Genomic DNA, 14,382 nt, shown 5'->3' on the forward strand with positions numbered 1-14,382 from the left:
TCGGAACTTGACCTCCGATGGCAGGTGGCATGCAGCGGCCCAACGAAATTGCGTCGAATGGCCGCTTCGACATATGGCGAATTGGCGTTTGGGGTCCGAAGCGGCTGTACGGATTTCTCCGAAGCAGCCAAACAATCGCTCTGCGCTCCTTGACTTGTATGCTTCGCCGAGGACGATCGGCACGAATGCCTTCTACACGAGAACACTCATACGGACCGCAGATGATGGCTCGATCAAGAAACGGCTGCCAAATGGAAGCAACAAACCAGGAATTATTCGCAAGATCATTGCCGGCCCAGGACCCCATCCTCTCCCACCTTCCCGTAGGCCTCTTCGGCTCAGCCACCGGCATCGGTGGCCTTGGCGCTGCGTGGCATCTCGCGCACCTGCAGTTCGGCATGCCCGCCTGGATCTCCGAGGCGCTCGCGGCGCTGTCGATGCTCGTGTTCGTCGCGGTGTCGATCGCCTATGCGGCCAAGGCGGCGACCGCCCCGGGGGCAGTTCGGGCCGAGTGGACACATCCGGTCGGCGGCCATCTGTTCGGGCTGGCGCCGATAGCCTTGATGCTGCTGCCCATCCCGCTCGTGCCGTGGGTGCCTCGTCTGGCGACCACGCTGTGGGCCATCGGAGCGACCGGCTGCCTGATCTTCACGAGCCTTAGACTGTTTCGTTGGATGAGTGCGCGCCAGCAGGTCGAAGCGGCATTGCCCGCGTGGATCGTCTCGGTCGCGGGCCCACTCAATCTGCCGATCGCACTGCCTGCGTTCGGCCTCGTCGACAACCTGCACGAACTGGCCCTGTTCGCCTTCGCGATCGGGATCTTCTTTTCGCTGCTGGTGTTCGTGCTGATCTTCTCGCGCCTGCTCTTCCAGACGCCGCCGCCCGATGAGGCTTTGCCTGCCCTGCTGATCCTGACTGCTCCTTTCTCAATCGGCTATTCGGCTTACCGGATCATCGTGGGAACTAACGATTCGTTTGCGCAATGCCTGTTCATGGTCGACTTGCTCCTGATCTGCGTGCTGATCGCGCTGCTCCGGCATCTACCGCGCTGCTGCCCGTTTCGGGTGTCGTGGTGGGCTGTAAGTTTTCCGCTTGCGGCTGCCACGGTTGCGGCGATGCACTTTGCGGCGGCCATGCCGAACGTCGTCAATCGAGGCGTTGCCGTGCTGCTCCTCGGCATCACGACGCTGATCGTGTTCGCGCTGATGGTCCGAACGATTCGCGGCCTTATTCGAGGCGAACTGCGGCAGCTGATCGGCGCTTGAAGTCGCGTGCCCCCATGGGCGAACGTTGCCCGGGATTGTCCAGCTGCCGCTCTAGGCCGAAGCGGATCCCTTCAATCTTGCTCGAGGCGACCAGCGGTTTGATCATGTAGAGGTGAGGCGCGAAGGCCCGGTCCTGGTCGACATCGGTGGTCAAGGGCCAAGGCTGCCAGCGGCGGCAATGATCTGCGCCGCATTGGGGAAGATGGAGAGGCTGTTCGGTCCATCGACCGCCTCGATTTGCACCCATCGGACGATGCCTGCCGCGTCGACCAGAAAGTGTCCGACGAGCTGAGTGCCGTGGCTCGCGAAGACAGCGCTGTCGAGCTCGTCTAGTTCAAACCCGTCCTCGTGGTTAAGGGCGGTGTTGGCCTCCATGGGCTGCGTCGGTCCGGACAGTTCGCCGGTGGGATTGATGCGTGCCGCGGCGAACTCCGCCATGCTTGCGCGATAGGGCCATTCGGGGTGCCTACCGTCGCCAGGAGCCAGGAACTCGAGGTGCGGCACGCCGAAGGCCTGGTGTGTGAGGCAATCCGGGTCGCACAGTAGCGTGACCGGCGTCGGCCGGTACCGGAAGTAAAGGCTGGCGCGGTCCAGCTGCGTGTTGATCACGGCGAGGGTCTCTACCCCATTGGCGCGCAAAGGCGGCTCTACGCTGGCGAGTTGCAGCACCTGACGTCGGCAGAACGGGCAATGCAGGCCCCGATAGAAGCCAATAAGGATCAAGGTCGAACGCCTGAACATCGCCACCTTATCGACTGAATCTGAGGCGAGCGCCTGCAAGGCCTGTCATGGGAAAACTGGAGAGTCGTGCCGAACTTCCGGTTCTGGCCGAAGCTGTAGTTCGCGAAAGTCGGCTATGCGGATTGCCGGGCTCGCTGCGGTCAACTCGGCGGTGGATTAGCAACTCCACGCGTCCGTCCGTGCTGAGCGAGGCCTGAAGGCCGGCTCTCATGCAGAACGGCGAGTCAAGCGAAGGGCCGCCAGCCACGAAGCTCTGGGTTGCGTCAAGCCATGCGCGCTATTCAACTCGCGGCCTGTCATGATCCGGCCCCGTTATTGCGACCTCGCGACAAACGTCCCGTAAGCAGATCGAGTTCGAGCGGTACGGGTGTCTGCGCCAACCGTGCCGTAGTCACTCGGGCAATCCGGCCAGCCGCAGCCCGTCCGCGAACTGCGCCAGGTCTTCCGGGCGATGGATCGGAAGCCAGTCTTTGAGATTGGAGACGCGCAGTGACGGATCGAGCGTGCGCAGGCGCTGCATCGCCTGCTGCGCCTTGTCCGTTCGTCCGGCGAGTGCATGGCTCGCCGCCACCAAGCCGACCGCGGCGAGGAAAGTCGGTAGATTCCCGACGGCCTTTTCGGCCCAAGCCGAAGCGGCATCGATGCGCCCTGCGAAGAAGTGCGCCAACGCCATTCCTGCCTGCATCCGGAACATCTCCGGATCCAGTGGGCTCAAGCGAACGGCACGCGCCAGATGTTCAATCGCTGCGTCTGTTTCACCGTGGAGAGCGCGCAGGAACCCGCCCAGGAACCATGCGGGCGCGAGGTTCGGGTTGAGCAGCACGGCCCTGTCGAGCAGCGCGATACCGCCATCGAGGTCGCCGGCGAGATGCCCGAGTGCATGGCCTCCTCTCGTAAGCGCGACAGCATCGTCCCGGCCGAGCTCCACAGCCCGCCTTGCCAAGCGGGTACCCTCGGCGATCTCCCTGGGCCGATCGGTCATCCAGCCATTCACCTTGCGCCAGAAATAGCACCAGGCTGCCATGCCATAGGCCGATGCAAAATCCGGATCGAGCTCGATGGCCTTGTAAAACAAGGGCAGCGCCGCCTCGATTGATTCGCGAGTTCCGCTGTGCAGCTTCGCGATGCCGCGCAGGTAATAGTCGTAGGCGTCCAGGCTTTCCGTCGGCTTGCGCTTGGCGCGCTCGATTTCCGCCTGTTCGAGCTGCGGCGCAATCGCGCCGACGACGCTTTCCGCTATCTGGTCCTGCAGTTCGAAAATGTCGTCCAGCGTGCCTTCGAAGCGCTCGGCCCAGAGATTCGTAGCGGTCGTGACGTCAATGAGCTGCCCGGTGATGCGCACCTTGCTGCCGGTCTTTCGCACACTGCCTTCCAGCACGTAGCGCACGCCAAGCTCGCGGCCAACCTCCCTCACGTCCACCGCCCGGCCCTTGTAGGTGAAGCTCGAATTGCGCGCGATGACGAACAGCCAGCGCATGCGCGACAGCGCGGCGATGATGTCCTCCACCACGCCGTCAGCGAAATATTCCTGCTCCGAATCACCGCTCAGGTTGTTGAAGGGCAAGACGGCAATGGAGGGTTTGTCCGGAAGGACGAGCGCGGACGGTGGCTCCCTCGATTCGCTGGAGGTGTCTTCGTCGACCCCTGGAACACCGGGCAGCTGAGCTTCCCCGTTCTCGCTGACCTGGACCTCGCCGACGAAGCGGAAACCCTTGCGGGCAACCGTCCGGACTAGGCGTTGCTCCTCGCCAGTGTCGCCAATAGCCCTGCGAACCGCGTTGATGTGACTGGTGATCGTCGACTCCGAGACAATTCGGCCGCTCCATACCGCCTGCAGCAGGTCGTCCTTGCTGACGACGCGGTTGCGGTTCCTGACGAGATGTAGCAACAAATCGAAGACCTGCGGCCCGATCGACACGACTTCCGCGCGACGCGAAAGATCCCGACGTTCCGGGTCGAGCACGTAGTCTTCAAACAAGAACTGCACTTGGCTTCCCCTGGCCGAACGCCTCGGCTCCATGGCGGGGCAACTGACGACTGTTTCCGTCTGAATGTACAGCAACGCTTGGACGAGCAAGCAAGCTCTTCTGAAGGGAAATTCAAGGTGAGGGCAAGGACTTCCGCGCAGCGCACAGGCAATCTCCACACATCGACGGCAACGGTTGCGGTCGAAAGAAAGCGGAGAGAAGCCATGAAGATTGTCGTCATCGGAGGCACCGGCCTCATCGGAACGAAGGTGGTGAAGAATCTACGCGAGCGCGGCCACGACGTGCTCGCAGCCTCCCCCAACACGGGCGTCAATACCATCACCCGCGAGGGTCTGCCCAAAGCGCTCGACGGCGCCGAGGTCGTCGTCGATGTGGCGAACGCACCGGTCTGGGAAGACCAGGCCGTCCTCGAATTCTTCGAGACGTCGGGCCGCAACCTGCTGGCCGCCGAAGCCGCTGCCGGCGTGCGCCACCATGTGGCCCTCTCGATCGTCGGTAGCGAACGGCTTCCCGACTGCGGCTATTTCCGGGCGAAGGTCGCGCAGGAAAGCCTCATCAAGGCGTCTGCCATCCCCTACACGATCCTGCGTGCGACGCAGTTCTTCGAGTTCGTCGGCGGCATTGCCCAGGCGGGCACCGTCGGCGAGGAGATCCGCCTGTCGCCGGCGCTGATCCAGCCGATCGCGTCGACGGACGTGGCAGCGGCGCTCGCCGAGGTCGCAGTCGCTCCGCCGGTCAGCGGCACGGTCGAAGTCGCCGGTCCGGAGGCCATGCCGCTGGACGAACTGGTCAGGCGCTTCCTGCGGCTGACGCAGGATCCGCGCAAGGTCGTGCCGGACGTCCACGCACGCTACTTCGGCGGCCTCCTCTCCGATCGGTCGCTCACGCCGGGAGAGAATCCGCGCATAGGCGCGATCCGGTTCGAGGACTGGCTGGCTGCCAAGGCTGCAGCGACCTGAGGTGGTGTCGGACCGATGACCAAGGTTCAGTCCTGTCCATTCGCCCAGGAGGTCCCCATGACCCAGCGCATCCGCGATATGCATCCGTCGCCCGATCTGTTCAAAGAACGGGGAGCCGGTATGAAGTTTCTTGCCATCGCCTGCGCGCTGCTGCTGCTGGGCGTGCTGTACACCCCATGCTCGCACGCGGCGCCTCATGCGGAGGTCAAAGAAGTGATGCTCAAGGACCTGCCCGACTTCCCGGGCAAGGAAGGCCTGGTCCTGGAAGTGCTCTATCCGCCTGGCAGCACGGATGAGGTCCATCGCCACGACGCGCATGCATTCCTCTACGTGCTGGAGGGCTCGATCGTCATGCGGCTCAAGGGGAGCGAGCCCGTGACGCTGCATGAGGGGCAAAGCTTCTACGAGGGGCCCAACGACGTGCACATCGTCGGCCGCAATGCCAGCACGACCAAGCCGGCGAAGTTTGTGGTGTTCCTCGTGAAGAACAAGGGCGCTCCGATCCTGACGCCCGTGCATTGAACCCGGTCAGACGAAACGACAAGGCGGCGTAGCGCCAAGTGAGAAGCAAGCTTCAGGAGGCAAGTCATGCCGAGGCGCCGCGTCCGTCGTTCACCAGTCTTCTCGACACCTACTGGGCGGCGGATCGCGACGGGGAAGAACGGGTCACGGATTCTGGCTCAGTTCGGCAAATGCCTGCACCGGCCGAAGGGTGCTTGGCGATGCTTCCGGAGTTCGCTACCGTTGGCTGTCCAGTCTCAAGGAGTCACTTGCATGGCCTACGTCGACGGATACGTTCTCCCCGTTCCCAAGCGCAACATCGAGCAGTACCGCGAAATGGCGACGCGCGCGGGAAAGATCTGGCGCGAGCACGGCGCCCTCGCATACCGTGAATGCATTGCCGATGACGTGAAGTCCGGCGAAGTCACGTCCTTCCCGCAGAGCGTCCAATTGAAGGACGATGAAGTCGTCGTGTTCTCCTACGTCGTCTTCGAATCGCGCGACCACCGCGACGAGGTCAACGCCTTGGTCATGAGCGACCCGCGCCTCGCCGACATGATGGACCCCAAGCGTTTGCCTTTCGACGGCAAGCGGATGTTCTGGGGCGGCTTCGAGGTGCTGGTCGACGCCTGATCAAGCCGCTTTTGCAGGGGCCGTGGCGAGTTGGGCACTCGCTACACGCTCCGTCAATGTTGTGCAAGTCTGTTGTTTTTGCTAATTCAGTTGTAAGTCTGGTGCCATTTGGTTGACACGAACCGTCTCTAGATTCGCTGGTTCTCCCGGCGAAGCGGGGCCTTCGGTTCCGTGCCGCCAATTTCGCATCCTTCTCCACGACTGAAAGACAACATTGAAAGCCATTCAAAAAATCAGATCCGGCTTGGTGTGCCCTGCTTTGACCGTGCTCGCAGCGTCGCTGCTCGCCGCATGCGGAGGCGGCAGCGGCAACGACGCCGGCTTCCTCACTGGGCAAGCGGGAGGCGGCCAGTCAGCGCCCAGCCAGTCCGGGGGCGGCAGCAGCGGGGGCAGCGGCACCACTGTCAGCGGCGTGCTCGCCGCCAGTGCGTTCAAGCCCGGCAGCGCCACCGACCCTGTGGTCATGCCCGGCTACTACGCGGGCGCAACCGTCTGCGTCGATGCCAACAACAACGGTCGCTGTGACAGCGGCGAAACCACCGCTGTCACCGATGCCAACGGCAAGTTCAGCCTTTCACTGCCGAGCGCTTCGGCACTCATCGCCGACATTGGCACCAGCGCGAAGAACACCGCGACCGGCGCCAGCGTGCCCTCGCGCGAAGTGCTTCGTGTCTCGCTCGACCAGGTCCTCGAGCAGGGCAAATCCGTCGTCGTGAGCCCGCTGTCCTCTGAAGTAGCGCGCCTGATCGAGGCCAACAACACCAGCTATGCGGTCGAGAAGCAGAATCTGGCCACGCGCCTCGGCGTGTCGGTCGATGCCGTGCTCGCCGATGCAAGCGCAGCCAGCGCGACGGTGCAGACCGCCTTGCTCAACGAAGCCAATGCGCTGAACAATCGCTTCGCCTACGCCACCACGAAACTCGACCGCGGCGACCTGTACCCCGATGCCTTGGCCAATCCCGGAGGCGATCCGCGCCTGGCCGGCATGGCGGGCGTGACCGTCGCCACCGCCAACGCGACGGACACCCGCAAGCCGATCACCTTCCTTCAGTCGCAACAGGCCGCCTTCAATGTCGAGGGAATTCCGCGCTACGACAACATCTTCATCGTGATGCTGGAGAACAAGGCCACGCTGTCGATCGTCAACTCGGCCTATGCGCCCAAGATCAACGGTTACCTGAAGGCCGGCAACCAGCTCGTGAGCTACTACGCCACGGGCAACCCGAGCGAACCCAACTACACGGCCCTGGGCGGTGCGGACGACTGGGGCATCACCGACGACAGCCAGTGGAACTGCGACGCCACCGGAGCCAATGCGGTGCAGGACCTGCCCGTGCCCGACAACACGCAGCCCGGCCTGGCCAAGTCGCCATTCACTGCCACGTGCACACAGTCGGCGGCGGTTGCCCACAACATCGTCGGCAAGCCGAACCTCTTCAATGCCATGACGAATGCCGGCCTGACCTGGCGCACGTACAGCGAATCGATGAATCCGGGCCAGGACTTCCGCACCGACAGCGTCGCCGATGCCGCGGTCACCGCGCAGGACAACGTCTACGCGCCGGGCACCATGGCCGGCAACACGGCGGCCGTGGGCAGTGCGGCACTCACGTTGCCACTGCCCGCCGGCCTCTACAAGACCAAGCACCACCCCGGCATGGCCTACCAGAACGTGCGCAGCGCGCCTGAGTGGAAGTACAGCAATCGCACGATGGGTGGCGGTCAGTGGGACGCGGCGCTGAAGAACAGCACCGACTACGCCATTCCCGCGAGCTACGACTATGACCAGTTCGGCACCGACCTGGCCAGCGGCAACGTCGGCAACCTGAACTTCCTGGTCCCCGACCAGTGCGACGACATGCACGGCATCAGCGTGAAGGGTGTTGGCGGAACCGGAACCGCGAGCGACTGCAGCAGCGTGGCGAACAACGTGCCGACCGCGACCGGCGGCGCGATCATCACGCGCGGCGACAACTACGTCGACTACACCGTCAAGCGCATCCAGGCATCGCCGCTGTGGCAGAACCCGCAAAAGCGGGTGGCCATCGTGCTGATGTTCGACGAAGGCAACGCCACCAGCGGCTTCAACTCCTGCTGCGGCTGGAACGTGTCGAACAGCAGCGTTGCCAATCCGATCAAGCAGAACGCCGACGGCACCTGGTCGGTCGATGCCACGATCAACAACTACACCAAGGGCAATCGCGGCCACGGCGAAAGCATCTTCGGCATCCTGACGAATCAGGCCGATGCGCCCAAGGGCGTGTCGGACAGCGACGCCTACAGCCACTTCTCGTTCGTGCGGACGCTGCAGGACATGTTCCAACTGGCAGACCCGGCCCTGGACGCTTCGTACATGAATCGCTCGAAGTACACGGAAGCCTTCATCGCTGCCAACATCCTGAACCTGCCGGAGTACGCGGGGAGCGCCGACACCCACTTCGATAGCGTGCGTCCGATCAATCACGCCTTCATGGCGCCGGCGGGCTACACGCAGAAACAGTCGGGCGACGTGTCGACGACAGCACAGGTGGGACCGGATGCCAACCAGGTCAATGTCTGGTCGCTGAAGCAATGATGAGTCGCCGTTCGAGCCCGCAAGGGCCGGCGGCGAAGCGCACGGGACGGCTCGCGATAGCCGTCCTGTGCGCCGTGGGCGTGGCCGTCGTGATGTACGCCTGCGGAGGAGGGAGCGGGGGAAGCAGCCAGGCATTGACCTCGCCGACCACTCCGGCCGCCACGTCTGGCGGCGTCACGTCCACGGCCCAGCCGATTGCCACGCCAGCCAGCACCAGCACCCTGAGTCTCGCGGCACAGGTGGGCCAGAAGATGTTCTTCGACAGAAGCCTCTCGGGTTCCGGTGCCATGTCGTGCGCCAGCTGCCACGACCCGGCGCATGCGCACGCCCCGGCCAATGATCTCGCGGTGCAGTTGGGTGGCGTCCACCTGGACCAGGCGGGCCTGCGCGCCGTGCCCTCGCTGCGATACAAGGATGTCACCCCCCCGTATGCGGACCTGCTCGACAATCCCGATGGCATCAGTGTGCCGGGACCGGGCGGCGGCTTCACCTGGGACGGCCGCGCCGAAACGCTGGCCGCACAAGCCCGAATTCCGCTGCTCGACCCGATCGAGATGGCCAACGCCAGCAGCGCCGAAGTGGTGAAGAAGCTCCAGGCCGCCGACTACGCGCCGCTCGTCAAGCAGGCCTTCGGAGCCACGGTGTTCGACAACGCAGATGCGGCCTTTGCGAGCGCCTTGCGGGCGCTGCAGGCCTACCAGATCGAGGACAAGAGCTTTCACCCGTACAGCAGCAAGTTCGACCTCTACGCGGGCAACAAGATCGGTGGTGCGCTCACGCCGGCTGAAACGCGCGGCCTGAAGGTCTTCACCAATCCGGCGACCGGCAACTGCGCGTCGTGCCACTACCAGGGCGCGGGGCTGAACGGCAGCTCGGCGCTGTTCACCGATTTCTCGTACGAGGCGATCAGCGTGCCGCGCAACGCCGCCATCCCCGCCAACAACGACCCGCAGTACTTCGACATGGGCGTCTGCGGCCCGCTGCGCACTGACCACGTGCCGGCCGCGCCGAATGCCGCGAACAGCTTCTGCGGCATGTTCAAGGCGCCGACCCTGCGCAACGTGGCGACGCGAAAGGCCTTCTTCCACAACGGCGTGATGCATTCGCTGGAACAGGTCATCCGCTTCTACAACACGCGTGATACGCAGCCCGAACTCTGGTACCCCACGGTGGGTGGCCAACCCAAGGCGACGAACGATCCGGGCTTCCCGACCTACGGCCTGATCACGACGCAATACACGGGAGGCCATGTGCAGAAGTACAACGACCTGCCTGCTGCTTACGCGTCCAACATCGACACGCAGTTGCCGATGGACGGCCGTGCCGCGGGTTCCGCGCCGCCGATGTCCGAGCAGGACATTGCCGACCTGATCTGCTTCCTGAACGTCCTCAGCGACGCCGACACGACACCCGCGACGCCGCCCAAACCCGGCGGCTGCGTCAATTGAAACTTCCTTCCATGAAAAACAAGACTCTTCTCGCCCCGCTCGGAGCGGCCGTGCTGGCCTTGCTGAGCGCATGCAACCATCCATCCGACGCCAACGAGCAGGCGCTGACAGCCGCCATGAACGAATATCTGGCGAAGCGCGGCGACCTGTGCCTGGGCAAGGACAGGTGGCCCGTCGACGTGCCGGCACGTGAAGTCGGTACACGTGCGCGCAACGCGGTGCAGATGCCGGTGCTCGAGCACGCGGGCCTCGTCAGCGCCGCCGCGGCGGAGGTCGAGGCCAGCGGCGAGACCCCGGCAACGACGGTCACGCGCTATGTGCTGACTGACGAAGGCAAGAAGTACTTCATCGCGCACGAAATTCCCGGCCAGGCCGCTCACTCGGATTTCTGCGCGGCTCGCCTGAGCCTCGACAAGATCGTCGGCTGGGAAGCTCGGAAGGACGTCAAGGACCCGTCCGAGGTGGTGGTCACCTATACCTACAAGGTCGATGCCGCACCCTGGACCCACGACGCCGAGGTGCAGAAAGCTTTTCCGATGGTCGACCGCGTGGTGCGTGGCGCCGGCACCATGAAGCTCCAGCAGTCCTTCAAACACACTGAGCAAGGTTGGGTTGCAGAAAGTGCCTGATTCGACGGATGCGGTGCTTCGTTTCTCGCCCGCGCTGAGCGACTGGGTGCTGCACAACCTGCGCCAGGGCTGCACGCCCGCGAGCGTGGTCGAGGCCATGCAAGCCCAGGACATGCCGGCCGAGGCCGCTGCGACCATCGTCGATGCCTTCGTGCGCGCGCTGCGTACCGGCAGCCCGCCGCCCACCGATTCGGTGACGGTGCCGGCCGCCTTCAGATACGAAGCGGCCCGTATCGCGCAGGGGACGTCGATTCGCACCTCGGACCGCGTAGTGCGCGTGGCCGCTCGCGTGGCGCAACCTGTCATGGCGGTGTTGAATGACATGTTCAGCGCGCAGGAATGCGAAGAACTGATCGCGCTGGCCAGGCCGCGCCTTGCGCCGTCGACCACGGTCGATCCGCAGTCGGGCCGCGATCGTGTGGGCGAGCAGCGCAGCAGCCTGGGGATGTTCTTCCGGCTGCAGGAAAACACCTTCATCGCGAGGCTCGATCGGCGTGTGTCCGAACTGATGAACCTGCCGGTGGAAAACGGCGAAGGCTTGCAGGTCCTCTATTACCCGGCAGGCACCCAGAGCATGCCGCACTTTGACTTCCTGGTGCCGTCGAACGCTGCCAACCAGGCCTCGCTGGAGCGCAGTGGCCAGCGCGTGAGCACGTTGGTGACTTACCTCAACGATGTGGAAGAGGGCGGCGAAACGGTGTTTCCCGAACTGGGCTGGTCCGTGTCGCCGCAGCGCGGCAGCGCCGTGTACTTCGAATACTGCAACGGCCTGGGCCAGACTGACCACGCCTCGCTGCACGCCGGGGCACCTGTGCTGCGCGGCGAGAAGTGGGTGGCGACCAAGTGGATGCGGCAGCGTCGCTTCGTGGCCGCCGGCGAGGTCGCGCGTCCCCTCGCAGGAATGTGAGCTTGCGCCTTCGACGTGTCGCAGCGCGCCTGTTCAAGCCGCCTGCACGGGCAGGGGCACCGCGACAGGACTGCGCTCCGCGAACTGGCCGTTCCAGTACGGGTAGTAGGGATAGGGCGGCGTCACGGCGCTGGCCGCATCGAGACGCGCGACCTGCTCGGTCGTGAGTTCCCAGCCGATCGCGCCGAGGTTCTGCTTCAACTGTGCTTCATCGCGCGCGCCGATGAGCACGCTGGCAACGGTCGGTCGCCGCAGCAGCCAGTTGAGCGCGATCTGCGGAATCGTCTTGCCGGTTTCTTCGGCCACGCCATCCATCGTATCGATCAAGCGATAGAGCCGTTCGTCCTCGACCGGCGGGCCGAAGGTGGCGGTGTCGTGCAATCGGCTGCTGGCGGGCAGCGGTTGGCCGCGGCGGATCTTTCCGGTCAGCCGGCCCCAGCCGAGCGGGCTCCAGACGATGGCGCCGACGCCCTGGTCGATGCCGAGCGGCATCAGTTCCCACTCGTAGTCGCGACCGATCAGCGAGTAGTAGGTCTGGTTGGCGACGTAGCGCGAGAGTCCGCGATGCTCGGATACGGCGAGCGACTTCATCAACTGCCAGCCCGAGAAATTCGACGCGCCGATGTAGCGCACCTTGCCCGCGCGCACCAGGTCGTCGAGCGTGTCGAGCACCTGTTCGACGGGCGTCATCGCGTCGAAGGCGTGCATCTGCAGCAGGTCGATGTAGTCCGTGCCCAGTCGCTTGAGGGCGGCGTCCGTGGCCTGGACGATGTGATGGCGCGAAGAGCCGACGTCGTTCGGTCCGTCGCCCGAGCGCAGCGAGAGCTTGGTCGAGATGATGACCTTGTCACGCCGGCCCTCGACCGCCGCACCGAGGATCGACTCGGCCGCGCCGTTCGAATACACGTCGGCAGCATCGAAGAGGTTGACGCCCGCTTCGAGGCAGATGTCGACGATGCGCCGTGCGGCGGCCACGTCCGTGCGGCCCCACGCGCCAAAGAGCGGGCCCGAGCCGCCGAAGGTGCCGGTGCCGAATCCGAGAGCCGGCACCTTGAAGCCGGAGTTGCCGAGGTAGCGTTGTTCCATGATGGTTCCTTGTTCGATGAAGAGAAGCGTCGAGTGACGGAGGCCGGGTTATGCGCCGACAGCCGCGCAGGCAGGCAGCCCATCGCGGCGGTCCAGCGCGCGGCTCCAGAAAGCGATGGCGAGTCCCACGAGCGTGAGCAGCGCCGCAGCCCAGCCGAGTGCGGCGAGTCCGGGGCCGCGGTCGATGACCATGCCGCCCACCCACGCGCCGAGCGCATTGCCGAGGTTGAAGGCGGCAATGTTCAGGCTCGATGCGAGGTTCTGTCCCGCGCCGGCTGCCTTTTCCAGCACGCGCATCTGCAGGGGCGCGACCGTTGCGAATGACACGATGCCGAGCAGCAGCACGAAGGCGATGGCCGTGACAGGCGTATGGATGAGCAGTTGCATCGCCCCCAGCACCACGACCAGCGCAAGCAGCGAGCCCAGCAGTGCGGGCATGAGCGCACGGTCGGCAAGCTTGCCGCCAAGCAGGTTGCCGATGGCCAGGCCGCCGCCGAACACCAGCAGGATCGGCGACACGGCCGTCTCGGAGACGCCCGTGACTTGCGTCAGCAGCGGCTGGATGTACGTGAACACCAGGAACAGGCCAGCGAAGCCGAGCACGGTTGTCGCGAGGCCCAGCAGCACCTGCGGCCGGGCGAGCACCGCGATTTCGTCGCGCACATTCGCGTTTCCGGCGTCGGGCTTGCCGCGCGGCACGAAAAGTGCGAGCACGGTGAAGGCGACGACGCCGATCACCGCCACGGCCCAGAAGGTCGCGCGCCAGCCGAAATGCAGGCCCAGCCATGCGCCGGCCGGCACGCCGAGAAGGGTGGCGGCAGTGAGGCCGGTGAACATGATCGAGATCGCCGAGGCGCGGCGCTCCGGCGGCACGAGGCCGGTGGCCACGACCGAGCCGACGCCGAAGAAGGTGCCGTGCGCGAGCGAGGTGATCACGCGCGCGGCCATCAGCATCTCGTAGTTCGCCGCGAGCGCACAGGCGATGTTGCCGATCGTGAAGACCGCCATCAGCGCGAGCAGCACCGTCTTGCGAGGCAAGCGCCGTGTGGCGATGGTCAGCAGCGGCGCGCCGACCGCGACGCCGATGGCGTAGCCGGAAATCAGCAGGCCGGCGGCCGCGATGGAGACGTGAAGATCCGACGAGACCTGCATCAGCAGGCCCATGATGACGAATTCGGTGGTGCCTATTCCGAAGGCACCGGCGGTAAGGGCGAGGAGGGCAATGGGCATGATGTCCCGTACTGTGCGGGCACCGCTGCGTTTTGATTAGACCGGCTTGCTGACAAGCATTGATGAATTCAAGTCAACAAAGATCGCTCCCCAGACCCCAGACCCCAGGCCCTGCCTGGACGAATTTCGATCTCGACCTAAAATGTACAGACTGTACGGAACTTATCACCATGACCTTGCGCATCGTTGGCCTTGAACAGGGCCGAAACACGCTACCGGAGCTCGCCTTGCGCGCGCACTCCGGAGAACCGAGCTTGCTGACGCGGCATGGCAAACCCTACGCCGCGATCGTCTCGTCGGACGTCCTTCTGAAGGCGCGATCGGGGCGGCAATTCCTGAGCTTGCGAGGCAGCGGCAAGGGGCTGTGGGGCAAGTCGCCCGCGCAGTCGATTGCCAACTCACGCAACGAATGGGACTGAG

General features: G+C 64.7%; 13 protein-coding genes. 9 read left to right on the forward strand and 4 right to left on the reverse strand.

The window, feature by feature from the left end:
• The first annotated feature begins 251 nt into the window (after nt 1–251).
• Complete coding sequence (locus AC1DHL_RS09770) at nt 252–1,265, forward strand: SLAC1 anion channel family protein (RefSeq protein WP_478161860.1); 1,014 nt, start codon at nt 252–254, stop codon at nt 1,263–1,265.
• Nucleotides 1,266–1,415: 150 nt separating this feature from the next.
• Here the strand turns inward: AC1DHL_RS09770 and AC1DHL_RS09775 are convergent, their stop codons facing one another.
• A complete protein-coding gene (locus AC1DHL_RS09775; RefSeq protein ID WP_478161861.1) occupies nt 1,416–2,045 on the reverse strand; it encodes a redoxin domain-containing protein in 630 nt (209 codons plus the stop codon).
• 352 nt (nt 2,046–2,397) lie between these two features.
• Nucleotides 2,398–3,993: a winged helix-turn-helix domain-containing protein gene (locus AC1DHL_RS09780; protein ID WP_478161862.1), complete on the reverse strand. Its 1,596-nt coding sequence runs from the start codon at nt 3,991–3,993 to the stop codon at nt 2,398–2,400.
• Between the two features lie 204 nt (nt 3,994–4,197).
• On the opposite strand from AC1DHL_RS09780, the gene AC1DHL_RS09785 reads away from it, so the two are divergent.
• The 7 genes from AC1DHL_RS09785 to AC1DHL_RS09815 all read left to right on the forward strand — a co-directional run bounded on the left by AC1DHL_RS09785 (nt 4,198) and on the right by AC1DHL_RS09815 (nt 11,646).
• Complete coding sequence (locus AC1DHL_RS09785) at nt 4,198–4,953, forward strand: SDR family oxidoreductase (RefSeq protein ID WP_478161863.1); 756 nt, start codon at nt 4,198–4,200, stop codon at nt 4,951–4,953.
• A 120-nt stretch (nt 4,954–5,073) separates the two neighbouring features.
• Complete coding sequence (locus AC1DHL_RS09790) at nt 5,074–5,475, forward strand: cupin domain-containing protein (RefSeq protein WP_478161936.1); 402 nt, start codon at nt 5,074–5,076, stop codon at nt 5,473–5,475.
• A 252-nt stretch (nt 5,476–5,727) separates the two neighbouring features.
• Nucleotides 5,728–6,087: a DUF1428 domain-containing protein gene (locus AC1DHL_RS09795; protein WP_478102673.1), complete on the forward strand. Its 360-nt coding sequence runs from the start codon at nt 5,728–5,730 to the stop codon at nt 6,085–6,087.
• Nucleotides 6,088–6,352: 265 nt separating this feature from the next.
• On the forward strand, nt 6,353–8,662 hold the full coding sequence (locus AC1DHL_RS09800) for a phosphoesterase (protein WP_478161937.1): 2,310 nt from the start codon (nt 6,353–6,355) through the stop codon (nt 8,660–8,662).
• The gene (locus AC1DHL_RS09805; RefSeq protein WP_478102675.1) at nt 8,659–10,110 is read left to right on the forward strand and encodes a cytochrome-c peroxidase; all 1,452 of its coding nucleotides are present in this window, start codon (nt 8,659–8,661) and stop codon (nt 10,108–10,110) included. The genes AC1DHL_RS09800 and AC1DHL_RS09805 overlap by 4 nt, the downstream gene beginning before the upstream one ends.
• Nucleotides 10,111–10,121: 11 nt before the next feature.
• Entirely contained in the window at nt 10,122–10,739 is a 618-nt protein-coding gene (locus tag AC1DHL_RS09810) for a hypothetical protein (protein ID WP_478161864.1), read from the forward strand.
• Nucleotides 10,732–11,646, forward strand: coding sequence for a 2OG-Fe(II) oxygenase (locus AC1DHL_RS09815; RefSeq protein ID WP_478161865.1), 915 nt, complete (start codon nt 10,732–10,734; stop codon nt 11,644–11,646). Before AC1DHL_RS09810 ends, AC1DHL_RS09815 begins: the two co-directional genes overlap by 8 nt.
• Nucleotides 11,647–11,679: 33 nt before the next feature.
• On the opposite strand, the gene AC1DHL_RS09820 is transcribed toward AC1DHL_RS09815, so the two are convergent.
• On the reverse strand, nt 11,680–12,732 hold the full coding sequence (locus AC1DHL_RS09820; protein ID WP_478161866.1) for an aldo/keto reductase: 1,053 nt from the start codon (nt 12,730–12,732) through the stop codon (nt 11,680–11,682).
• A 48-nt stretch (nt 12,733–12,780) separates the two neighbouring features.
• Nucleotides 12,781–13,962 carry an MFS transporter gene (locus AC1DHL_RS09825; RefSeq protein WP_478161867.1) on the reverse strand — a complete coding sequence of 394 codons (1,182 nt, stop codon included), beginning with the start codon at nt 13,960–13,962 and terminating at the stop codon, nt 12,781–12,783.
• 170 nt (nt 13,963–14,132) lie between these two features.
• Here AC1DHL_RS09825 and AC1DHL_RS09830 point away from each other — a divergent pair, with 170 nt between their 5' ends.
• Nucleotides 14,133–14,381 carry a type II toxin-antitoxin system Phd/YefM family antitoxin gene (locus tag AC1DHL_RS09830; RefSeq protein ID WP_478161868.1) on the forward strand — a complete coding sequence of 83 codons (249 nt, stop codon included), beginning with the start codon at nt 14,133–14,135 and terminating at the stop codon, nt 14,379–14,381.
• Nucleotide 14,382 lies beyond the last annotated feature (1 nt).

This window comes from Variovorax sp. 10L426, assembly GCF_056395305.1.